Annotated in this window: 16 protein-coding genes, 1 tRNA gene, 1 pseudogene and 2 CRISPR repeat arrays; of the genes and pseudogenes, 4 read left to right on the top strand and 14 right to left on the bottom strand. The window is 69.9% G+C overall.

The genetic code is table 11. The features are described 5' to 3' along the window. Positions 1-26: 26 nt before the first annotated feature. A CRISPR array of direct repeats spans positions 27-473; the repeat unit is 21 nt; unit sequence CCCCGCACGCGCGGGGACGAC. Positions 474-596: 123 nt separating this feature from the next. The 8 genes from cas2e to A3Q37_RS20040 all read right to left on the bottom strand — a co-directional run bounded on the left by cas2e (position 597) and on the right by A3Q37_RS20040 (position 13,133). Continuing rightward, positions 597-971 (bottom strand): type I-E CRISPR-associated endoribonuclease Cas2e, encoded by a 375-nt coding sequence (cas2e, locus tag A3Q37_RS20075; RefSeq protein WP_065486559.1) that lies wholly within the window; start codon positions 969-971, stop codon positions 597-599. Then, positions 968-1,930 (bottom strand): type I-E CRISPR-associated endonuclease Cas1e, encoded by a 963-nt coding sequence (gene cas1e / locus A3Q37_RS20070; RefSeq protein WP_065486557.1) that lies wholly within the window; start codon positions 1,928-1,930, stop codon positions 968-970. Before cas1e ends, cas2e begins: the two co-directional genes overlap by 4 nt. Then, entirely contained in the window at positions 1,927-2,712 is a 786-nt protein-coding gene (cas6e, locus tag A3Q37_RS20065; protein WP_065486555.1) for a type I-E CRISPR-associated protein Cas6/Cse3/CasE, read from the bottom strand. The genes cas1e and cas6e overlap by 4 nt, the downstream gene beginning before the upstream one ends. Then, complete coding sequence (cas5e, locus tag A3Q37_RS20060) at positions 2,712-3,464, bottom strand: type I-E CRISPR-associated protein Cas5/CasD (protein WP_065486553.1); 753 nt, start codon at positions 3,462-3,464, stop codon at positions 2,712-2,714. The genes cas6e and cas5e overlap by 1 nt, the downstream gene beginning before the upstream one ends. After that, positions 3,461-4,738, bottom strand: coding sequence for a type I-E CRISPR-associated protein Cas7/Cse4/CasC (cas7e, locus tag A3Q37_RS20055; protein WP_065486551.1), 1,278 nt, complete (start codon positions 4,736-4,738; stop codon positions 3,461-3,463). The genes cas5e and cas7e overlap by 4 nt, the downstream gene beginning before the upstream one ends. Before the next feature lie 93 nt (positions 4,739-4,831). Next, positions 4,832-5,602 carry a type I-E CRISPR-associated protein Cse2/CasB gene (gene casB, locus A3Q37_RS20050; RefSeq protein WP_065486549.1) on the bottom strand — a complete coding sequence of 257 codons (771 nt, stop codon included), beginning with the start codon at positions 5,600-5,602 and terminating at the stop codon, positions 4,832-4,834. Then, positions 5,599-10,293 carry a type I-E CRISPR-associated protein Cse1/CasA gene (gene casA / locus A3Q37_RS20045; RefSeq protein WP_065486547.1) on the bottom strand — a complete coding sequence of 1,565 codons (4,695 nt, stop codon included), beginning with the start codon at positions 10,291-10,293 and terminating at the stop codon, positions 5,599-5,601. The genes casB and casA overlap by 4 nt, the downstream gene beginning before the upstream one ends. Before the next feature lie 931 nt (positions 10,294-11,224). After that, positions 11,225-11,803: a CRISPR direct-repeat array (repeat unit 28 nt; unit sequence GGAACATCCCCGCGGGTGCGGGGACCAC). Positions 11,804-12,071: 268 nt separating this feature from the next. Beyond that, positions 12,072-13,133: a MarR family transcriptional regulator gene (locus A3Q37_RS20040; protein WP_255311876.1), complete on the bottom strand. Its 1,062-nt coding sequence runs from the start codon at positions 13,131-13,133 to the stop codon at positions 12,072-12,074. A 531-nt stretch (positions 13,134-13,664) separates the two neighbouring features. Here A3Q37_RS20040 and A3Q37_RS20035 point away from each other — a divergent pair. The 3 genes and pseudogenes from A3Q37_RS20035 (at position 13,665) to A3Q37_RS20020 (ending at position 17,118) form a co-directional block, all read left to right on the top strand. Beyond that, positions 13,665-14,408, top strand: a pseudogene (locus A3Q37_RS20035) (DUF6879 family protein). After that, complete coding sequence (locus A3Q37_RS20030; RefSeq protein WP_065486541.1) at positions 14,405-15,247, top strand: helix-turn-helix transcriptional regulator; 843 nt, start codon at positions 14,405-14,407, stop codon at positions 15,245-15,247. The pseudogene A3Q37_RS20035 and the gene A3Q37_RS20030 overlap by 4 nt, the downstream one beginning before the upstream one ends. A 755-nt stretch (positions 15,248-16,002) precedes the next feature. Beyond that, a complete protein-coding gene (locus A3Q37_RS20020) occupies positions 16,003-17,118 on the top strand; it encodes a methyltransferase domain-containing protein (RefSeq protein ID WP_065486537.1) in 1,116 nt (371 codons plus the stop codon). 628 nt (positions 17,119-17,746) lie between these two features. Here the strand turns inward: A3Q37_RS20020 and A3Q37_RS20015 are convergent. The 4 genes from A3Q37_RS20015 to A3Q37_RS20000 all read right to left on the bottom strand — a co-directional run bounded on the left by A3Q37_RS20015 (position 17,747) and on the right by A3Q37_RS20000 (position 19,680). Then, positions 17,747-17,834, bottom strand: a tRNA-Ser gene (locus tag A3Q37_RS20015). Between the two features lie 90 nt (positions 17,835-17,924). Beyond that, positions 17,925-18,353 carry a tRNA adenosine(34) deaminase TadA gene (gene tadA, locus A3Q37_RS20010; protein ID WP_065486535.1) on the bottom strand — a complete coding sequence of 143 codons (429 nt, stop codon included), beginning with the start codon at positions 18,351-18,353 and terminating at the stop codon, positions 17,925-17,927. Between the two features lie 224 nt (positions 18,354-18,577). Then, the gene (locus A3Q37_RS20005) at positions 18,578-19,129 is read right to left on the bottom strand and encodes a hypothetical protein (protein ID WP_065486533.1); all 552 of its coding nucleotides are present in this window, start codon (positions 19,127-19,129) and stop codon (positions 18,578-18,580) included. A 299-nt stretch (positions 19,130-19,428) separates the two neighbouring features. Beyond that, positions 19,429-19,680: a hypothetical protein gene (locus A3Q37_RS20000; protein ID WP_065486623.1), complete on the bottom strand. Its 252-nt coding sequence runs from the start codon at positions 19,678-19,680 to the stop codon at positions 19,429-19,431. Positions 19,681-19,782: 102 nt separating this feature from the next. On the opposite strand from A3Q37_RS20000, the gene upp reads away from it, so the two are divergent. Beyond that, positions 19,783-20,418 (top strand): uracil phosphoribosyltransferase, encoded by a 636-nt coding sequence (gene upp / locus A3Q37_RS19995; RefSeq protein WP_065486529.1) that lies wholly within the window; start codon positions 19,783-19,785, stop codon positions 20,416-20,418. A 91-nt stretch (positions 20,419-20,509) separates the two neighbouring features. Here the strand turns inward: upp and A3Q37_RS19990 are convergent, their stop codons facing one another. Beyond that, positions 20,510-21,112, bottom strand: a complete 603-nt coding sequence (locus A3Q37_RS19990) for a LytR C-terminal domain-containing protein (protein ID WP_065486525.1) — start codon at positions 21,110-21,112, stop codon at positions 20,510-20,512. A gap of 205 nt (positions 21,113-21,317) precedes the next feature. Continuing rightward, a complete protein-coding gene (locus tag A3Q37_RS19985; protein WP_003967677.1) occupies positions 21,318-21,614 on the bottom strand; it encodes a type II toxin-antitoxin system VapB family antitoxin in 297 nt (98 codons plus the stop codon). Positions 21,615-21,934 lie beyond the last annotated feature (320 nt).

Below are 21,934 nucleotides of genomic sequence, written 5' to 3'. Positions count from 1 at the left end.
CAGGGCGTGCACCACTGAGAGAGCGGCCCCGCATACACGGGGACGAAGCGACGAGGTGCGGGTCGGTGTGTACTTCGTGGGGAACAACCCCGCATACGCGGGGACGACATCCGCAAGGACCTGACGTTGTGCGGGGAGATGGGAACAACCCGCACGCGCGGGGGCGACATCGTCGAGCACGCCGGTACGTCCGGGGACACGGGAACAACCCCGCACGCGCGGGGACGACGCCAGCCACGTGTCTGCGGTGGACAGCGACAGGGGAACAACCCCGCACGCGCGGGGACGACAAGACCGGATGGGTGCGGGAGCCGAGGGGTAAGGGAACAGCCCCGCACGCGCGGGGACGACGCCTGCTCGATGAGCGGGTCGGGGTCGGGTACGGGAACAGCCCCGCACGCGCGGGGACGACTCCGCCCACGCTTCCGGAACAACGACGGGACCAGGAACAGCCCCGCACGCGCGGGGACGACAGTCGTTGACCTGGTGCTCTATGCGGGCAGGAGCCTGGTTTCACTCACTTCCTGAAATTCCGGCATAACGGATCCTTCTGTTCTTCAGGGACCACGAAGACATCCCGTCCCCGCACCCGCCAACTACCTCCCGCCCCCAAACCTCCGCCGCTTCGACGCCTTGCTCCAGCCCTGGCGGGGAACATCGGCCGCTGCGCTCCCCGGACTTCCCGTGCGCGGGGCGCGGGCGGTCGGGCGGTGGATGAGGGTCAGGCCCTCGTGGTCGGTCGGGTGCCACGTGTGGTCGTGGGTTTTGAAGGCGTAGCCCTGTTCGTTGTCCGTCTGGTAGGCGAGCAGGGCGCGGCCCTGGCCGGCGTACTCGCGTACCTCGGCCCACAGGAGGTCGCGGATACGGGTGGACGGGGAGCCGAGGAAGACGCCCGGGGAGATCTCCAGCAGCCAGCGGGTGAGGAAGCCCCTCAGGCCCGCCGGGCAGTTGGTGAGGATGATGACGGTCACCAGATGATCTCGTCCCCGTAGTTGTGGCCGCCTTCGACCAGGACGTCTCCGTCCGACTGGAGCGTGACCCGGTCCGACGACGTACCGTCCGCCCCCTGGGTCGTGTCGCGGGTGCCGTCGTACCCGAGCAGGCCCTTGATGTCCTGGACACAGCGGTCGAGCAGCCCCGTCCGGTTGATGCGGTCCCGGAGCATCCGGCGGGTCCGGGCCGCGATGTCGTCCGTCCCCTCGACCGCGGCGTCGAAGGCCGCGGGAATGGCGATCTCCGTCTTGTAGAAGTCCGCGACATCCATGACGAACGAGCGCTCGTGGCCCGAGTGGACGAAGCCCAGTCCGGGGGAGCAGCCGAGGGCCGCGACCACGGAGTGGGAAACCCCGTACATGCACTGAGCCGCGGCCGTAACGGCCTGGTTGGGAGCGTCGCCGGCCGAGAAGTCAGCACGGTCGTACTCGCGCCGCCGCCAAGGGACCCCTGTGCGTACGGATTCCCGTCTGTAGCACTCCTTCAGCCGGCGGCCCTCCATGCCGAGGAGATTCAGCCGGGTGCGGCCTGCCGTGTCCTCGCCCGGAAACCGCAGCCGGTACATGGCACGTGCCACGTCCAGCCGGGTGCGCCGGTTCGCCCAGGCCGTGGCCTGCGCCTCGATCAGGCCCGAGGAACGGGTGAGTGCCCGGCCGCCCGCGTAATACCGGACTCCGTGCTCACCGACCCAGGCCACCCCCGCACCGCAGTCGCCGAGGAGCGCCATCGCCTGATGGGTGACGCGGGTGCCGGGGCCGAGCAGGAGGGTTCCGATCGTGGCGGACGGGATGTGCGTGACGCCGTCCGCGTCCTCGGCGGTGATTGCGTTCGAGTCCCGGTGGACCGTGCACCGCTCCAGGTAGACGAACGAGAGCCGGTCGCCGACGCGCGTGAGCTCGTGGGGAGTGGACGCGCCCCGGCGTCCGACCGTGGTCACGTCGCCCCCTCCCTCCGCACCGGGGCCAGGGTCATCAGACCGCACCCGTACGCCTTGGCCTTGCCCAGCCCGTGCGTGAGCGTCCGGCGGAAGACATCCGGGTCCGTGACCCGCAGCCGGCCGTCGAAGGTGACCTTGGTGATCTGCACATCGCCCCCGCCGTTCCTTCCGGCCCTCCGCGGCGTCTGCGCCGGAGGATGCGCGGTCTGCGCCTGCTTCTGCGTCGAAGGCCGTTGAAACTGTAGGGGAGTCTGGTCCCGTACGACCAGCTCGTACTCGTCCCCGACCGGCAGCAGCCGCCGGTCCTCCGGCTTCTGCACGATCTCGAAGCCCGATTTCTCCTGGCGTTCCAGCAGCCAGCGCATCTGGTGCCGAGGAGTCCGGTGCGCGGCTCGCTTCGTCGGCTCCCCCTCCTCGCTGTACTGGTGGCGGATGTTGTGCACCGGGTTGGCGGTGAGGCGGAACCCCCAGGTGTCGCCCGGGCACAGCGCGGAGAGGAAGTCGGCGTACGCGAATGTCTTCCACCCGGGTTCGTCCGAGGCAGGCCACCCGGCCTGCTCGACCAGATGGGTCAGGTCGGGGCGGCTGGGGCTGACGATGTAGAGCAGGGTCTCGGAGATCCCGTTGCGGTCCACCCGCCACAGCACCCTGGGCCCCGAACCGTCGCGGGAGGGCGGTGTGGGGAAGGAGGCGTTCACCGCTCCGTGGACGCGGTGCGGCGAACCGAGCAGCCGACGGCCTTCGGACCGGCCGGTGTTCACACGGAATCGGGTGAGGTACATCAGTCGCTCCTCGGTGTGACAGGAGTGAGCAGGGCGGTGGGTTCGTGCGGCGGTGGCGGCGCCGTGCCCCCGGCCGTGACGGGTACGCGGACCTCGGCGCTCCGCAGCCCCCGCAGCCCGTAACGTCGGTGACGCGCGTCGAAGCTCACCGGTAGGTCGCGCAAGGTCATCTCCGGGACCGCACCGGGCAGGCTTTCCAGCAGGAGATTCAGCCGCACCTCCCCAGGGACGGGCCTGCCCCGCCGGAAGTTCGTCTCGTGCCTTTTTCTGTACCAGGCCGACGCCTCCCACCGAGCCCCCCGCAACGCCTGCTCCAGCTTCGCGTCCAGCGGCTCCGCGATCGTGATGGGCCGCGAGGGCGGGCAGGAGCGGCGGCCCAGGTACGGAAGGAACACAGGCTCCAACAGTGCTTCGTACAGCCGCTGTACGAGCCCGGCCTCGCCGCTCACACCGGCCACGAACACCGCGTCGGCCAGGTAGAAGCGCTCCGACAGCGGCATCGCCTTGAGTGTGTCGCTGTGGTGGGCGGTCTGGAAGTCGCGCAGCCTCGTACCGGGCTGGTCGACGCGGACGCCGAATTCCAGCGCTGCGAGATCCGAGAGGTCGGCGTCCCGCCTGCGTCCCTGCGCGGCCGCGAGGAGGCCCACGACGCCGCTCTTGGTCGGCGCGTTCTCCGTGGTGCGGCGCGTGAACCGGCCCGCCGACCCCCAGGACTGGAGGGGCCCCGCGAGCCGCATCAGCAGCACGCTCATGCCCCGGACCCCGACGCGACGCCCGCTCCACTGTCCGTACCTCCGGCGCGGGTGCCGGCACCGCGCCCGGCGTCCGCGTCCTCCGAGGTGAGCCGGGCGACCACGGCCTCGCCCACGGAGGCCAGCAACTCGGACAGGCTCACGGACTTCCCGAGGGACGCCAGCCTTTCCGTCTCCTCGCCGACCCGCAGAACCCACGCTTCCGGGCCGTCGTCCAGACCGAAGCTCTTCTCCAGGTCAGGAACGAACGTGGCGAGCTTTTCGCAGCTCTTCCGTAGGAAACCGCCCCCCTCGCCCGCCCGGACGGGCTCCTCGAACGCAGCGACATAACTGACCGGGCGGCGTGAGCGCATCTTGACGATCACCGCGGCGGGCAGCGTCTGGTTGCCGAAGGCGTTGATCTTCCCGGTGGGGAGAGACGTGACGAACCCTTCGAGGAACGCCGTCACGGCCCGCCGCGTGGGCTCCACCGGACGGGCGTCGTCATGGCCCGTACCCAGGTTCTCCTGGAGGCGGTTCACGTCGAGTGCCGCATACCGGTACAGCGTCGACGAGTTGAAGTCGACGGTGCCGATCATCCCGGCACCGGTCTCGGCGTCGGTGTTCTCGTCGTCGACCGCTGTGTAGTAGTCCGACTCGACTTCCACGGCGTGCACGCTCAACGCGTGAGCGACCTGGGCCGCAGCATCCACGTTCAGGTCGGTCGAGTCCGCGACCATACGACCGAACAGCGCGATGTCCACCGAGTGTTCGGTGAGGACGAACTGCTTGGCGCGCGCCTTGTTCTCCCTGTCCTTGAAGTAGTCCTTGAGCGCCTTGAGGTCACCGCCCTTCCCGCCTTCGACCGTCATCGCGGCGAGCGCGTCGTACTGCCGTCCGCTCAGGAACATCAGGTACGTGGACTCGGCCGCGGGGTCCTCCACGTCCTGCTTGCTCTTCCGGCCGGGGACGGCGACCTTCGAGCCGGTCGCCGTGGTGATCGTCTCCGCGGCCAGGCTCTGCGCGGCGGCCCGCGTCATCGACTGATCGAGGTCCACGATCCGCTCGGCGAGGACCTCCACGACCTTCTTGGTACGGATGCCGAGTTCGGACGCGTCGAGCAACCCCGCGAACGCCTTGCGCGTGGCCCGCTTCCACGCCTGGCTGGACACCCGGGACCTCCGCACACCCCCGTACGTCGCCGATTTCGGGGCGCCCGTGTCGTCGCGGTTGAGGTTGCTCGGCGGAACGGTCTGAAGGATGTGGATGTCGAGGATCGTCCGGGTGAGGGTCACGCGTGCTCAATTCCTTCGGTCATCGTGCGATGTCTGTTCTGGAGGCCGTGCGCCTCGTGAGGGCGGCCGACGCTGCGGGCCGGGCGGGGGCGGCTATTCCCCCGCCGCGTAGCCGCCGAAGTCCTCGTCCGGACGCAGCGTCCCGTCGATCGCGTCACCGGAGCCGCTGTCGGCGCCCGCCTTCGCCTTCCTCGCGGCGGAGACGGCGGCCAGGTGGAACTCGCGCCCCCACTCCCGTTGCACGCCTGCCCGGTCGGGGCGGTGCTGCCACCGGTAGAGCTGCCCCGCCAGACGCGCGTAGTCGAGGGGCACCTTCGCGCCGCGCAGCAGGAGCACGATCTCTCTGAGCCGTACGGCGACGGAGTCGAGGGATTCGGCCGTCCCGACCCGCACCAGGCGCTTGCGGAGCGGAGAGTCCTCCTCGTCCGCGCTTGCGGCCCCTTTCAACCGGATCAGGGTGCGCACCGCCCCGCCGAGGTTCTGACCCCGGCTGTACATGCCGTGATCGCGGCTGGACTGCTGGTGCAGAGCCCACAGGGTGGCCGCCAGAAAGACGGCCTCCTCCGCGTACTCGGGGCGGAAGAAGCCCTCGTGGCCGTCGAGCAGGTCGGCCAGCTCGTCCGTGCCTCCGATGCCCCACAGGTCCGGGACCTGGTGAGCCCGCTTTCCGGCGCCGCGCCGCAGCCGCGCCAGCTCCGCCACGGCGGACGGGACGTCGGCGAGGTACCGGGGCTGCATCCGTGCGATGTACGTGCCCGTCGCCCGGGCGACCAGCCGGGGGGCCGGGAGCCGTTCCGTCACCGGCTCGCTGTCCGGCGGGGGAGGCGGTGAAGCGTCGTCGCCGGTCGTCGTGGTGGTGGTCATGCGGTTCCCTTCGGGGAAGCTGAGTCGGAGTGGTCGGCGTCGGGCCCGCCGGATGCGTCCTCGGCGGGGCCGGACCCGGCACCGGTGGGCCCGGGAGTCCCGAACGGTGGCGTGGGCAGCACCTTGTTGATCCGGGACCGGAACCACAGGTCCGCGCGGGAACTGTCCACCCAGCGCTTGCCGACGCCCGGAAGGTCGACCACACGGCCCTCCGCCGCTGCCTCGCCCGCCGAACCCAGGAGCTCATGCCCCAGGTCGAGCACGACGCGGCGCGCGATGCCGTGCCATTCCGCCCGCGCCCGGTCCAGGTCGCTGTGCTCGGCGAGACCCGCCAGCCAGCCGCGGTACGGCCCGTCCAAGGCCCCGAAGCCGAGGTCCCGGGCGGCGGACGTGGCGGTCTCGGTGTCCGAGCCGACCGCGCGCGCGAGGTTCCCGGCCAGTCGGCCGAGTGCGGAGACCGCCTGCTCGGCGTCGCTGACCGCGCCGACCGCGACCGCCCTGTGCAGGCCGCGGTCCTGGTCGAGCAGAACGACCGGGAGAGCGATGGAGTCGTCCGTCACCTCGTCCACCACGGACTGCTGCGTCCCGTAGACCGCGCCGACCAGCCTTGTACGGATCAGGGACCGCTTCGGCAGTACGCCCTCGGAGGTGAGCAGGGTCAGCCATCGCACGATGCCGGACGGGAGGGTCCGGTCCGCGCCGCGTCCGGTCGTGTCTCCGTCCTGCTTCTGGGCCTCCAGGAGGCTGGCGAGACCTCGCCAAGCCGTTCGTGCCGGATCGTGCTGACGCGGCAGGTAGATCAACGACCGGCCGAGCTTCTTCTCCTGGGCCGGGCTGCGCCGCCAGCCGGTCATCGGCTCCCTCTTCTGCCGGTTGGCGGGAGCGAGCGGGTCACCGTATCCGAGGGCTACCCCGGTGACTTCAGGGCCTTCCGTGTGCAGGAGCACCCGTCGGGACTGCCAGGTGTAGAGGTCGCGGGGGCCGGCAGGCCGGGGAACGGAAGGGTCCCCTTCCTGCACGCCGGGCCCGGGCGGTGTATCACGCCGCCATACCGGCAGGTCTGCCTTCGGCTCCGCCGCGAGGATGTCCTCGTCCGTCGGGACCAGGTTCAGCAGGAGCGTCTCACGCAGATCCGAGCCCTCCGCGAAGACACCGCCGAGGTTGCCCACCCAGCCGACGCCCTGCGGGTAGACCTTTCCGCCCTTGACCCGGTCGTCGCCCACCATCCCGGACTTGATGCCGGACGAGTCGTACGCATGGGTGTGGACGAGCCAGCGCGCCGCCTCCGCGAGCCCGAGCCGGTCGACACCCGGCCGGCGCATGGAGAAGAACGCCTCGCCGTTCGGCACGTCGGCCACGATCCGGTTCAGCGAAGCAACTTCGTGTTTCTGCGTATGCAATCCCGCGACCTGGAAGAACGGGCGCTCGGGGTGGAGGAGGTCGAAGCGGTCGCGGTGCCGGTCGAGGTAGCCGCCGACGATGTCGAAGGAGTCCGACGCCTCCCACAAAGCCTCCCAGTCCTCCAACGTAGCGGGCGCGCCGCTTGACCGGCCGTCGGCCTCGTCACAGGCGTCGTACAGGATCGCCAGCAGGAGCCGCAGCAGGGCCAGTTCCTGCGTCGGCAGGTCTCCCACCAGCCGACGGATGTCCGCCGCACGCGCGAAGACGTCACGCAACGAGAGCTCTCCGGTGGAACCATCCGTGTACTGAACGGGCAGCCACGGCCGCGACACCAGGTCGAAAGAGGGCACCCTGGACATCACAGCTTCGAGTTCGTTCACCCCGCCTACGTGGTGCGTACCGACGGGACCCACCCGGAGCCCGTCGTCAGCGCTGTAGTGGACCTCCTGGCCCGACAGGTGGGTACGACAGTCCTCGTCCAGGACGAGCAGCAACTCCCCGGCCAGCCAGGGGCACTCCTTCACCTGCCAGGCGGGCACGACGAAGCGTTCCAGCTCCGCGATGGTCCGGTCGATCGTCCCCGGGTGGGTCAGAGTCCTGGGCAGCGTCAGCGCGGACGCGGCGACGATCTCGGCGGTCCGGTGCGGGGGAGGAGCGTGCTCGGGCAGGTCCAGCCCACCACGACCGCCGTCGAGCCAGCTCACGGTGGTCAGGCGTCCGTCCGCACGGCGCTGGACGACCAGCACCTCAAGGCTCTCCTCGCTGTCCCGCACCTGCGCGCGCCCGCTCCGGCTGTCGTCCGCGTCCCCCGCGTTGCCGTCGAGCCAGCCGAACAGGGGCCGCCCCGCGCGCCGTACCGGCCCCAGCCGGAACACGTCGGCTCGCTCCCGTTTCTCGGCCAGCCGGGCCAGATGGTTCTTGCGTGCATCGGCCAACGCGGGGGCCCAGTGCGCGGGCCCGACGGGCCGTTCGTCGTAGGCGGCCTGCACCAACGGGCTGATGTGATCGGGCAGCACCAGCGGTACGCCGTCGAGGTGCGGGGCCAGCACGGCAAGGCTCCGCAACAGGGTGTGCGGCCCCTGATACACGGCGAGGGAGCCCCGGACGGGCACAGGCTGATCAGCCGACCAGTCCTCCACGCCGGTGATCAGACAGCGGGCCTGCGCGAGGCGGGGCGGCCGGGTACGCGGATGGCGGTGCAGCCGCCCCATGCGCTGGAGCACCAGGTCGACGGGGGCGAGATCGGTGACCAGGATATCGAAGTCGATGTCCAGTGACTGTTCGACGACTTGGCTGGCCACGACGATGTGCGGCCCGGCGGGACGGTCGCCGCCGGGCCCGAACCGTTCGCGCAACTCGGTGTCCTTGCGCGCCCGGTCGGCCGCGATGAACCGCGAGTGCGCCACGGTGACGGCCTCCGCGCCGAAGTGTGCACGCAGGTGCTGCGCCGCCTCCAGGACCCGGTCTACGGTGTTGCGTACGACGAGGGCGCAGCCGCCGTCGCGCAGCTCTTCGTCCAACCTCGCGACGAGCGCGCGCAGTTCGTCGTCGAGACGCTCGACAGCAACCTCCGTACGCCGCCCGGAGGCCGGTGCCGGCCGGGCTATGGGGACGGTGGCGCCGGGCGCGACGGCAGTGATCAACGGATATGCATCGTCGGGCAGTTCAAGAACAGCAGCGAGTTCAGGCGTAGTCTCCCCGGCGTACGCTGCGGCCAGCTCGCGCCGACGATGGGCGGGCAGTGTGGCGGAGAGCATCACGACGGGGACCCGGTAGGCGGCCAGCCACTCCAGTACGCGATCGAGGTAGGCGTTCATGTACGCGTCGTAGGCGTGCACTTCGTCGATGATGACGACCTTGCCCGCGACGGCGAGGTGCCGCAGAGCCAGGTGCCGGCTCTTGAGCCCGGCGAAGAGAACCTGGTCGATGGTGCCGACGGCGAAGGAGGAGAGCAGGCCCTTCTTGCGTCCGCGCAGCCACTGGTGGGCATGGAGGGATGCGGGGCTGACGCGGCGCGCACCTCCGACGTGAGAGACGCCCTCGTCCGGTCCGTCCAGATCGACGGCCGCGATAGTCCGCCGGTCGGCCTTGGTCATTCCGGCCCACACCTCGTTGAGGGCGGCCTTCGCGTGGGCGAGGACGACGGACCGGGGCCCGTCCGAGGGCAGCCGCTGCAACCAATTGATGAGCCGCGGGAACATGGCGTCCCCGGTGGCCCGGGTCGGCAGCGCCACAAGACACCCACCGGAGTCCGACCGGGCGGCCATGACTTCCGCCACCGCGAAGGCCGCCTCGGTCTTGCCCTCACCCATGGGCGCCTCGATGATCAGGAGCCCGGGCCCCGGCAGCTCCCGAGCCACGCGTACGGCGTCTTCCTGTACGGGCCTGATCTCGGCACCTTGTGGAAGATCGAACCGGTGGCGGAACAACTCGGCCGCACTGCCGGTCGGTTGCTCGGCCCGCCAGGGCCCGGGAAGGTCCAACCCCGCCCAGGCGGCCGCGAGTCGACGCCCCTCCCCCTCCGGCCCCTGGGGCGACCAGGATGCGGGGTCGTACGGGAACAGCTCGGAGGAACTGGCGATCCAGTCGGAGACGATGACGATCGCGGTGAGCACGACCTGTACGGGCTGAGGCAACCGGACGGACCGCCACTCGGCGAACCGCTGCTCCACGCCGGCCCGCTCGGCACAGGCATCCATCAACTCGAACTGGACGCTTCGCCAGACGGCCTCGCTCTCCCCTCCCGTACGCAACAGCCGGGGCCGTAGCCCGAGATCATGGATCTGCTGGTGATCCGGGGGCGTGCCGTGATGCCCGCCCGCGACCACGGCGAACTGCCCGGAGACCCGCTCACTCCACCCGAACCGTTCCCCCAGCCACTCCTGGAGCAGCAACTGCCCGGCGAGCCCGTGCGGTGCCATCCGCCGATCCAGCCCGAACTGCTTCTGGTACGGCATGTCGAGCCCGGCAGCCCGCATCCGATCGGCGAGCCCGTCCACCTGGCAGGCGAAGGTGGGGGTGGCCTTGCCGATGTCGTGGACACAGGCGAGAAAGACGGCGGCCTGCCGTGCGTCCGAGGCCCCTTGGGGAAAGGCATCGGCGACGAGAGCCTTGACGCTGTCGGGCACCCACGCATCCCAGAGCCGCCCGGCGACGGCGGCGCTGTCGGCCATGTGCCGCCAGAGAGGGAGCCACTGCTCGGTCTGCCGGTCGTGCTTGCCCCAGGCGGTGCGGGAGGCGGGGGACAGGTGACGGAACGCCGCGAGGCGTTCCGTGTCGAGCAAGGTCATGTGACCATTTCACGTCAGGAAATCGCCTACAGGCAGTAACTGCTCAAATCTGATTCGAATTTGAGAGAGTTTGATCAAATGTAGGCTGTGGCGGTTCCTAGTCTGTCTTCAAGGGGGACTGAATTTCGATCACTTCGGAGAATCACGCTCGCGTGATTCTCGATGCCGCCCTGTGCGGCCATGTGAACGTCTCTGGTCGCACAGGGTGACTCGAACTGGCTATCGCGGGCATGCTCGGCCGAACGCGCACTGCCTCGGGGTGCGGGCCTATCGCATCCATCCATGCACCCCGATGGTCACAGCGATTGCGGTGACCATTGCTGCAAGCGGGATACGGAGCCGCGTAGCCAGTGCCGGCTGCACGGTCAACCTGACTGAGACCAGGACGGCGAGCAGTGGCTGGCTGTCATGGTCTGACGGCACGATCGAGGTTCTCTTGCTCAACAGAGGCTCCTTAGTGGTCGGCCTACGCGTGACGGGGCCTCAACTCGGATTGGGCTGAGTTGACGCCGCTTGCGCTGGAAATTATCAGAATGAGGGAGCTTCGGGGTTCCTTGTTGACGCAAACGGGTGTGTCGGACGAGTCCTGACTCACGCAGTCATTCTCTCCCTAGTTCAGAGAAGTCGATCTGCTGCCTTTCTGGCACCAGGCCTAGCCCCGCGTGCGCGGGGATAACGCCGATTCGTACAAAGGCGGATGGCGTGGCCTGGGAACATCCCCGCGTGTGCGGGGATCACGCGTGAGTTCTCACGCAGTCTTTCTCACCCTAGGGGCCACCCCCGCGTGCGCGGGGACTACGTGAAGGCTGAGCCCGTCCCGCACTACATGGCGGGAACACCCCCGCGTGCGCGGGGGCCGCCCAGAGTACGCAGCCGTTCTCAACGAGCTGAAGGAAACACCCCCGCGGGGCGCGGAAACCACCCGTTCGCGTCCGAGCGGGAGCTCAGCGCGGGGACCACACGCCGCAGGTCACGCCCGATGAGGACCCCTCAGGAACATCCCCGCGGGTGCGGGGACCACCGGCGATCGAGCCCGCGCCGGAGGAGGACCCGGGGAACATCCCCGCGGGTGCGGGGACCACGGACTGCGCGGCGGTGCGGGCGAGCGTGAGCAGGGAACATCCCCGCGGGTGCGGGGACCACCGGGCAGCTCACCGACAACGCACGCTCGTACCGGGAACATCCCCGCGGGTGCGGGGACCACCCGAACCGGGCGGTACGGCGGCGCTTCACCGCGGGAACATCCCCGCGGGTGCGGGGACCACCGTCTCGCACTCCACCTCGTGGATTCCCAAGGAGGGAACATCCCCGCGGGTGCGGGGACCACTGGTGAGGCACCTCGGTACGGGGAGCTGGCCCGGGAACATCCCCGCGGGTGCGGGGACCACTACGGGGCGACCTGGTACGCGCGTGCCGAGCTGGGAACATCTCCGCGGGTGCGGGGACCACGCCTCCATGACGAGGCCTTCCATCTCGGTGCCGGGAACATCCCCGCGGGTGCGGGGACCACCCCTTCGTGACCTGCGGCTTTATGTGGTCAGGGAGCGGTTTTTGCTCACTTCTTCAGAAAAGGACATATCGAACCTGTCGTTGCGGCGGTCGCGGTTGACGTTCGTCCCTGGTGATTCTGCCCTCTACTGGCCGTACGGCGCGGTCTCCTCGGAAGAGGCAAGCTCATGGTCTCTTCGGGGCAGACGTGTTGGTCGTGCTGAGAGTGCGTTTCGCTCTGCGTTTCCGTGACCGGGCGGCGGTGGGTTTGTCGGTTGTGGTCCGGGCCCTCAGACGGGTTTGAGGAGGTCGCGGAGGTTGGCCATGTGGGCTTTGACGGCGGCGATCTGGGTGGGGTCGGGCGAGGGCTGGCTGCCTGCCGTGTGGATGGTGTGGCAGGGGCGGCAGAGGCCGTCGGGGAGGGCCTCGGGTTGGCCGGGGCGGCCGCAGTCGGTGCATTCGACGAGGACGCGGCGGGTGGGGGTGGGGGTGTCGGCCGGGGTGCTTGCGGTGGTGGGTAGTCGGGGTGGCATTTTGTCGGTGAGGCGGCGGCGGATCAGGCCGATGGGTGAGTCGACCTGGGCGGGGAGTCCGGCTTTCAGGGTGCTGGTGAGGTAGTCGACGGTGACGCCTCGGTCGAGCCATTGGGCCGCGAGTGGTTCGAGGGTGGTGCAGTCGTCGGCGGAGAGGCCCAGGCGGTGATCGTCGCGGCCGAGACGGGCGAGGGCGAGGTAGGCGGGGGAGAAGGGAGCCGCCTCCCGGGTGGGCGGCGATGGGGGTTCGGCGTCCGGGGCTTGGGTCGGGGTGGGCTGGTGCGGTACGGCGGCGGGAACGGGGACCTGTTCGGCCGCAGCCGGGCCTTCTGGCTGCGCGGGCAACGGCGGTTCCTCGGCCGGGACCCAGGGCGGCGGCGGAGCCGAGTCAGGGGCAGGTGCTGTGTCCGGGGAGTCGTTCTCGGTGGCGAGGTAGGCATTCCACCATTCGTTGTCGCGCGCGGTGCGGGACCAGAAAGTACGGAAGACCCACCGGGTTTCGTCGCCCACGCCGACGGCACGCCGTACGCGCCGCAGGTGCCCGGCGACGGACAAGGCGTTCAGAGACGTGGAGACGGCCTGCTGCCCGTAGAGCGGGAGCTGCTTGGCCAGCTGTTTGACGCCCATCGCGGCACCTTCAGGGAGGTGGTCGACGAATCCGGCAACGTACCGTTCGCGGGCCGGGAGCAAGGCGAAGTCATCGCGGGTGCGGGGTTGTTGGCCGGGCGCGGAGCGTTTGCCGTATCCGGGCTTGGCCATCGGGTACGCGGCGGAGACTGCGGGGACGGGCAGGACGGAGCTAAAGTGCTGTGCAGCCACGGGATCGTCTTTCTTAGTGCTGGATCTTGTGGTGAGACCCCGGCTGGTGCTTCCAACACCGTGTCGGGGTCGTTCAGTTCTCGCACCGTAAGCGGCCGTCACGCTCCGCCGCAAGCTGTCACGATTAGTCATACTGGCTGGCGGTGACGGGGTGGGGAGGGAGGGGAGTTTTCCCCAACCCCCCTTATCTACCCCCCGGTTAAAGAAGGCGCTCGAACCCCGGGTCTCGCGTCCCGACGCCCGAGTCCCCGGTCCCGAGCTTCGGGCCGGAGCCCCGTTCACGTACCCCCGAAAGAGTGACCCGACCGTCCCCGAAGCCCGGGTCTTGGGCCTCGGGACCCGAGCTTCGGAGTCGGTGCAGGGCTTGGGCTGACTGATCGCCACGCTCATGGCCTCACTCGGTGGCGATCTACCGGCAGTTGCACGCAACTGCCCTACCTCGATGGCGATCTGCAATTCGGTGCAATCCTTCGGCGGTCTCGTGCTATTCGCCGCATCCTGGATTCCCACCCGGCGTAGACGGAGGACTCTATGGCGCGCCTCAGGTTTCTCGGTACGACCAGCGACGACGGGGACTGCCCCACGCTCTACGAGGTCGCGGGCAGCACCGACATCCTTGTTCAGGGCGATCGCGTGACCGATCCCGAACAGCTTGCTCAGCTCCGGGACGTGAAGGACAGCGAGACGTTCGTGCTGGTGCCACGCGAACTCCTGGTCCGCTTCTCCCCACGCGCCACCGCTCCCGGGATGGTGCCGTTCTCCGAGATCGCCTCGCTGTTCCGCGAGTTCAAGCACACTGCGTTCCGGCTGGAGACCCGGCGCGGATACGCCTCCGACCGCAACGGTCCGAAGTGGGGGCGGTGGAAGAGCGGTGCGGACATCTCGGCCGAGCCGGACAACGCGTGGCGCGAGAACGTCCGGGCGCAGACAGCTGAGGGCAAGCGGTTCGAGCGGGTCCGGCTGGTCGACCAGCCCCTGACCGAGGGGTAGCAGTTCCTTCTGGCCAGCGGCCACAGCAACGTGGCCGCCGGCGAGGACATCCGTAACCTGCCACGGGCCGAAGCGGACCGACTTGGCCTGCCGGACCACGACTTCTGGCTGTTCGACTCCCGGCTGGTCGCCCGGTTCGTCTTCGACGAGGACGACACGACCCTCGGCGTCGTCCTGAGTGAGGACCCGGCCGAGGTCGCTCTCGCATGCCAGGCGCGAGACGCGGCCTGGCACCACGCGACGCGCACCGCGGACTTCGTCAAGGCGGTAGCTTCGGCCGGGTGAGCACCGACTTCCAGACTGCGCGGGTCGCTCTCGGAGCACGGCTCCGCGAGCTACGGAGCGAAGCCGGTCTCAACGGCAAGGGCGTGGCCGAGGCGCTCGGCTGGCAACGCTCGAAGGTCTCGCGCCTGGAGACGGGAAAGCAGACCCCCACCGCGAGCGACCTCACGCAGTGGTCCCAGGCGGTGGGGCGGCCCGACGTGGCAACCGAGTTGCGGGGGCGGCTCGTCGGACTGGAATCGCAGTACCGGTCCTGGCGAAGGCAGCTCGCCGGTGGTCATCGGGCGCGCCAGGAACTGGCCGTCACCGAGACGACGACTACGCAGCTCATCCGAGGCGTGGAAGTGTCCCGCATCCCGGGCCTGTTCCAGACTGCGGACTACGCCAGGCACACGTTCGAGGCGAACGCGGAGTTCCGCCGGATCCCTCGGGACATCGAGGCAGCGGTCCGGGCACGCATGCGCCGTCAAGAGGCGCTGTACGAGGCGGGCAAGCTCTTCCGGTTCGTGGTGTGGGAAGCGGCACTGTACGTACTGACGTGCCCCCGCGAGGTCATGGCCGTACAACTGGACCGCCTGGCCGGGCTGATCGGCCTGGACACCGTCGAGATCAGCGTCCTTCCCCTCGGCGTGCAACTGCGACGTGCGCCGGGCCACGGGTTCTGGATCTACGACCGGCGTCGCGTGATCGTCGAGACGATCAACACCGAGATGTGGCTCGACGACGAGGAGAACGTCGTTCTCTATGAGCGGGCGTGGGATCTGATGGCCGAAGCAGCGGTCCAGGGGCCGCAGGCGCGGCGTTTGATCGCCCGCGCGCGGGCGTCGCTGGAGCGAGATTGAACAACTGCGCCCAACCCGGTGCCCGGTATTCGCAACCCGACGCAATCGCCCAGCGCGTTCCTTCCGCAGCTCTCTAACGTGCTGGTCACGGCCACGCGGACGCGTGGCGTCCCTGCCCACATCTGCGCGAAGGAGAGCTATGAGCGCACTGACCATGCCCTCACCCAGGCCCGAAGCTGCCTACCGCAGACTCCTTGGCCACACCACGGCCTGTGCTTCCTGTCGCGCTGGAGTCTCCTGTCCGACGGCCGTGCGTTTGGGGCGTGCTTGGCGGGAGGCGCGGCGCGGATGAGGTGTTACGAGGAGGAGAGGGACGCGCACGAGCTTTCCGTCGAGGACCAGCCGGTGGCTTACTGCGTGAAGCATGGGGTGACGTTGCTGTGGCGGGGCGATCCGATCACCATCGCCGAGGAGGCCGGAGGGCCGGTCGTTGCCCTGGACGCCCTGTCGGCGGGGCCGGATGAGCCGTGCAGCGTTGTCTGCCGAAGTGCTTTGGTGACGGACCTGGCCGACGTGCACGTCCTGTGCCGCCTGCCGGGGTGCGCCTGCCCGTGCCATGCGGCGGCCACCGCTCGCCGGAACGCCGGATGACACTCAAACAGCATTGCCGATCAGAGGAGTTGGACGATGACCACTACTTACGTTTCGGTTGAGGCCGGGAAGCATGGCGGGGCTCCGTCGGACAAGCCGTGGACTCCGCCGCAGGAGCCGAAGCCGTCGCCGGACGGCAGCCGTCCCCAGTTCGTGCCGCAGTCGTGAGCGGCGCATCGCAGGCACCGACGTACCCGGATCTGGTGCGGGATCTCGCTGATCGGGGCTTGCTCACCGGCCGGTGGCGGGAGGTGTTTGAGGCTGTGCCGCGCAGCCGGTTCGTACCGGCCGATGTCTGGCGGCAACTCTCGGACCGGTGTGAGCCGGTCGTCGGGGTGGGCGACTGGCTTGCGCTGGTGAACAGCGACGAGCCGGTGGTGACCCAGCTCGACGACGGGGCCGAGGGAGGGCCCGGTGTGGCGACGTCGTCGAACTCGATGCCGTCGATGGTGGCCCGGATGCTCGGGCTGCTCGAGGTTGAGGACGGGCAGCGGGTGTTGGAGATCGGGACCGGCACGGGATACGTCGCCGCGCTGCTCTGCGAACGGCTCGGGGGCGACCTGGTCCACAGCGTGGAGCTGGATCCGGTTGTGGCGCGGCAGGCGGCCGAGGCTCTCGCGCAAGCCGGGTATCGGCCGCATCTGCGGGTCGGGGACGGTGAACAGCCCTGGCCCGGCCTGGGCTTGGTGGACCGGCTGATCGCCACGTGTGCGTTGCGGTACGTCTCGTACGCCCTGCTGCGGCAGGTCCGGCCCGGCGGGATCGTCGTGGCCCCGCTCGCACGGGAGTTCTGGTCCGGAGCGTTGGTTCAGCTCCGGGTTCAGGACGACGGCACTGCTGTGGGGCGGTTCTGCGGCGGGGCGACGTACATGCCGATGCGCGCCCATCGCGTCCCCGACCTCCACGACGTACGGGGAAAGGGACGGTCCCGGGCAGCCGGCCTGGATCCCGCCCGGCTCCTCGACCTCGGGTTCGCCCTGTACGCCGGGGCACGGCTGCCCGGTGTGCGGCTCATCCACCAGAACACCGACGAAGGTGTCCAGGTGTGGGTGACCCGCGAGAACGGAAGCGCCGCAACAGCCGCCACCGGAGAAGAGGTATGGCAGTACGGGCCCGGGTTCCTGTGGGAGGAGATCGAGCAGACCTGGTGGGAGTACGAGGCTGCCGGGCGGCCCGACGCCGACCAGTTCGGGCTCACCGTCACCGGCCGAGGGCAGCAGGTATGGCTCCGGAAGCCGAGCGAGGTCATCCGGCCTGGCAGGCGGTCAGTGCCGCAGTGAACGAATCCTCCCAGGGCCGCTCCAGCACCACATGCCGGAACACGGTGCACAACCCGAAGACGACGCTTGAGAAGACCAGTAGGGCGAGCCAACGCCGCCACCCACGTCGACGCCACGACGCAACCGGTCTTCTGCCGTTCTGCTGAGGTTCCGTCATTTCAGGCGCCTACCCCAGCTCTGCAAAAACAGATGTTGTCGGACAACGAGGTCACGTGGGTGGCAAGGGCGGCACCCAGTCAGTGAGCCGCGGACAGGAGCGCCGCTACGACCGCCAGCTCAAGGATCACGAGAGCGAGGCGCACCGGATGGCAGACCGCCTCACCGGTCGGCTCAACGCATCCGCCGCCTGAGCGCCGGGGCTCGGGCTCACCCCATGCCCAGCCAATGCAAGAAGCCGGTCACGTCGGCGACAGCCCACACCAGCACGAACCCAGCAGCGACGAACATGCTGTCGCGCGCGATGCGCACTCTCTCCGGTCTGCGTCCACCAACACCCACGAGATCCCCCAACCGCGTTCCGATCGGACCCCGAGCCACCGGCCCGGTGACTTCGGCAGGGTCCGGCCGCGCAGCTCCTAGAGCGACGACGAAGGGCCCGGCTCATTGAGCCGGGCCCTTCGTTCACCAGCGGTAGCGGTGGGATTTGAACCCACGGTGACGGGTTACGCCACACTCGCTTTCGAGGCGAGCTCCTTCGGCCGCTCGGACACGCTACCGAGAGAGAGCTTAGACCATCCCGGGGCGTGGACAGAAATCGGTTCTCGGGGGAGGAGCCCAGCGTGGCCAGGCAGCCACGTCTCACCTGGTCAGAGAGATCTGAAGAACGTCGTCAGCTGCTCCGCGCACTCCCGCTCCAGGACGCCCGCGATGACCTCCGGGCGGTGGTTCAGGCGGCGGTCGCGGATCACGTCCCAGAGGGAGCCTGCCGCGCCGGCCTTCTCGTCGCGGGCTCCGTAGACGACGCGGGCCACGCGGGACTGGACCAGGGCGCCCGCGCACATCGTGCAGGGCTCCAGGGTGACCACCAGGGTGCAGTCGGTCAGGCGCCACTCGCCGACCGCCTCGGCCGCCCGGCGCAGGGCCAGGATCTCGGCGTGTGCCGTCGGGTCGCCGGTGGCCTCGCGCTCGTTGTGTCCGGTCGCCAGCTCCGTACCGTCGGGGCCGAGCACGACGGCGCCGACCGGCACATCGCCGGCCGACGCCGCTCGCGCGGCCTCGGCCAGCGCGCGGCGCATCGGGGCCTGCCAGGGATCGCGTACGGGATCGGGATCCGGGGCGGGCTCGGAGGTGGGGTCGGGTGAGGGGTCCGGTGGTCGTGCGGTCACTCGCGGACCCTAGCGGACGGGGTGGTGTGGGGCGGGTTGTGGGAGAGGGGGGATGGATGAGGGGTGGGGCTCAGGGCCTGGCAGGGGCTCGCGCGCCCCTAGGGCGTGTCCGGCGGATCAGGGCCGGACATGCCCTAGCGGACCGACTCCAGGACCTCCGCCGCTCCCACTGCCTCCGCGATCTCGGCGAGTGCGTCGGTCTGGAGAGTCAGCAGCTCCTTCTCGGACATCCCGAGGTCGGCCAGGACTCCGAGCTCGCCGATCGGGCCCGCCGGGACGGCGTCCGGGTCGGGGGCGTCGTCCTGGTCGTCGGCCGCGGGGGCGGTGCGTTCCGGTTCGCCGTCCTCCGTGCCGTCGAGGTCGACGAGCTCCTCCAGGGCGGCGATCTCGTCCTCGGCCCCTGGTTCGCGGCCGAGCAGTTCGTCGGTGAGCAGGATCTCCCCGTAGGAGGAGCGGGCGGCGGCGGACGCGTCCGAGACGTAGATTCGGGGGTCCTCCTCACCGTCCACCCGGACGACGCCGAACCAGGCGTCCTCCTGCTCGATGTAGACCAGGACCGTGTCCTCGTCCACCGAGGCCTCCCGGGCCAGATCCGTCAGATCGGACAGGGTCTCCACATCGTCGAGCTCTGTATCGCTCGCTTCCCACCCGTCTTCGGTGCGCGCGAGCAGTGCGGCGAAGTACACCGTGACTCTCCCACTGGTCATAGGCGAATCGGTCCGACGGGAGGGCGAACGGTGATCCGTCCGTCCTGAGCCCCGCCCAATCGGCATCGTGGCAGAAACAAGCGCTGTCCGAGACCTCTTCGACCGTTGCGTCGTCCATCAGTTCCAGGAGTGCCTGGTCGGCCCTCACCCTGACGCGCCGACCGGCGGGGGAGTGCGCCGGTGGTACTCGGAGGGCTCGCCCGGGGTTCACCAGGGCTTTTCGTCAGGGCTTTCGTCAGGGGGGGCGGCGGATGGTCCGCCCGTCGCCGTTCCGCCGGTCACCAGCGGAACGTACGCATCCGCATCTGTTGCCTCATCCGGGCGGCCCTCGCCCGGCGTGGCTGCACCCGGTCCCGCAGCTGTTTGGCCTCATGGAGCTCACGGAGGAACTGGGCGCGTCGGCGGCGGCGGGCCGCGTCACTCTCCTGCGCGTCCTCGGCATCGCCCGCCGCGCCCGCCAAGCCCTCGGCGTCGCGCCCCTCGCGCGGCCCGCGCGAGGCCCGGTCGTCCCGCAGATCCCCGTCAGCCATCGACACACCACCCCAGTGCTGGGTCCGTATGCCCCCACCTTCCCCCCGAACAGGTGGTTGATGCCAGCGCAGAGTGCCGGGCGGCGCGGTTACTGTTGACGCATGCGGATCCACGTCGTCGACCACCCGCTGGTGGCGCACAAACTCACCACGCTGCGCGACAAGCGCACCGACTCCCCGACCTTCCGGCGGCTCGCCGACGAGCTGGTCACCCTCCTCGCCTACGAGGCCACCAGGGATGTGCGTACCGAGCAGGTCGACATCGAGACCCCGGTGACGCCCACGACGGGCGTCAAGCTCTCGCACCCCCGGCCGCTCGTCGTGCCGATCCTGCGGGCCGGGCTGGGCATGCTGGACGGCATGGTGCGGCTGCTGCCGACCGCCGAGGTGGGCTTCCTCGGCATGATCCGCAACGAGGAGACGCTCCAGGCGGAGACGTACGCGACCCGGATGCCCGAGGACCTCTCCGGCCGCCAGGTCTACGTCCTCGACCCGATGCTGGCCACCGGCGGCACCCTCGTCGCGGCCATCCAGGAGCTGATCAAGCGCGGCGCCGACGATGTCACCGCCGTCGTCCTCCTCGCGGCGCCCGAGGGCGTCGAGGTGATGGAGCGCGAGCTGGCCGGGACCCCGGTCACCGTCGTCACCGCCTCCGTCGACGAGCGGCTCAACGACCACGGGTACATCGTGCCGGGCCTCGGCGACGCGGGCGACCGGATGTACGGGACGGCCGATTAGGGCCCCCGCGCCACTTTCTTTTACGGCTTTGCGCCCCGTTCCCGCGCGTACGCACGGCCTCGTGCGTACGCGCGGGAACGGGGCGCTTTCGTCAGCAGGAGGGAGACGGGGCCGGGGCCGGCTTCGTCAGGGCCGTCATCGCCGCCGTGGCCTCCTTCGGCGTGCTGAACGCCTTGAACTTCTCCCCGAGGATCAGGTCGACCTCGCCCGTCTTCCGGGTGTCCGTCTTCTGCACCGTGCCCGCCAGCTGGGTGCCGAGCACCGTGAAGCTGCCGTTCTTCGCGGCCGGCGCCCCGAGCAGCACGCCCGCGCCCGGCACCTTCTTGTCGTACTCCTTCGACGCGTTGCCCACCTCGCCGATGGTGAAACCGCGCTTCTTGAGCTCCTCGGCGGCGGCCTTGGCCAGTCCGGTGCGCGTCGTCGCGTTGTAGACGTTCACCTTGATCTTGGCCGGTTTCGGCAGCGCCTTGACCGGGGCCACGGACGGCTTCGCGGTGGGGCAGTCCCGCTTGTGGTCGGCCGCGCTGGCGCTCTTGTCGCCGCCGGTGAACACATCGATGAGCTGCAAAGTGCCCCAGCCGACGAGGCCGAGGACGACGACGGCTCCGATGCCCGCGAGGACGAGCCTGCGGCGGTGCCGGGGGCGGCGCATGCGGGGGTAGGTGTCGCCCGTGATGCGGTACTTTCCGCCCATGCCGGGGGGAGTGAGCATGCTCATGGAGGCAGCGTAATGCGACCCGGTGATGATGCGTACTAAATGATCAACGTATGGCACCCGGATGAGCGTGAAAGCACCCGAAAGCCCGAATCAGGGTCTCGGGGGGACGCCTCGAGATGCGTAAACCCCAGTGGGGTGTGGTGCCGCGGCGGAGGGCCGCCGGTCCCGGTCCCGGAGCCTGTCAGCCCAGGTCGAGGACGCGCGCGTGCAGTACCTGGCGCTGCTGTAGCGCGGCGCGGACCGCCCGGTGCAGCCCGTCCTCCAGGTAGAGGTCGCCCTGCCACTTCACGACGTGCGCGAACAGGTCCCCGTAGAACGTGGAGTCCTCGGCGAGGAGGGTCTCCAGGTCCAGCTGGCCCTTGGTGGTCACGAGCTGGTCCAGGCGAACCGGACGCGGCGCGACATCCGCCCACTGGCGGGTGGATTCCCGGCCGTGGTCGGGGTACGGCTTCCCATTTCCGATGCGCTTGAAGATCACACGGAAAGCCTACCGGTCAAGAGCCACCGGGCGCAGCCACGGAAGCTCACCGCTGGGCGGGGGCAAAGGGCGTATAGCGCTGGATAGGGCGGGATACCGGGGCAGGGGTGCTCTCGTGCGGCTTCCGGCCAGCCTGCTCCCGCCCGCCTCCGCCTGCTTCCGTCCGGCTGGCTCCCGCCCGCCTCCGCCTGCTCCCGTCCGCTCCCGGCCTGCCTCCGGCCTGCTCCCGTCCGCTCCCGCACCGCTTCTGCCCGCTCCCGCCACGGCTTTCCGCCGCGTGTTTCCGCCCCGCGTGCTTACGGGCTCCGGGGCCGGTCCCC

The organism is Streptomyces sp. PTY087I2 (assembly GCF_001687325.1).
GTDB lineage: Bacteria > Actinomycetota > Actinomycetes > Streptomycetales > Streptomycetaceae > Streptomyces.
The sequence above is the reverse complement of the archived record's forward strand: the minus strand, read 5'-3'. Positions and strand labels throughout refer to the sequence as shown.

Bases quoted from the DNA above. Each gene is read 5' to 3' on its own strand.
- upp (WP_065486529.1), top strand. From the start codon at position 19,783: ATGCGGATCCACGTCGTCGACCACCCGCTGGTGGCGCACAAACTCACC.
- A3Q37_RS20000 (WP_065486623.1), bottom strand. From the start codon at position 19,680: ATGGCTGACGGGGATCTGCGGGACGACCGGGCCTCGCGCGGGCCGCGC.
- tadA (WP_065486535.1), bottom strand. From the start codon at position 18,353: ATGCGCCGCGCGCTGGCCGAGGCCGCGCGAGCGGCGTCGGCCGGCGAT.
- casB (WP_065486549.1), bottom strand. From the start codon at position 5,602: ATGACCACCACCACGACGACCGGCGACGACGCTTCACCGCCTCCCCCG.
- cas5e (WP_065486553.1), bottom strand. From the start codon at position 3,464: ATGAGCGTGCTGCTGATGCGGCTCGCGGGGCCCCTCCAGTCCTGGGGG.
- cas6e (WP_065486555.1), bottom strand. From the start codon at position 2,712: ATGTACCTCACCCGATTCCGTGTGAACACCGGCCGGTCCGAAGGCCGT.
- casA (WP_065486547.1), bottom strand. From the start codon at position 10,293: ATGACCTTGCTCGACACGGAACGCCTCGCGGCGTTCCGTCACCTGTCC.
- A3Q37_RS19990 (WP_065486525.1), bottom strand. From the start codon at position 21,112: ATGGGCGGAAAGTACCGCATCACGGGCGACACCTACCCCCGCATGCGC.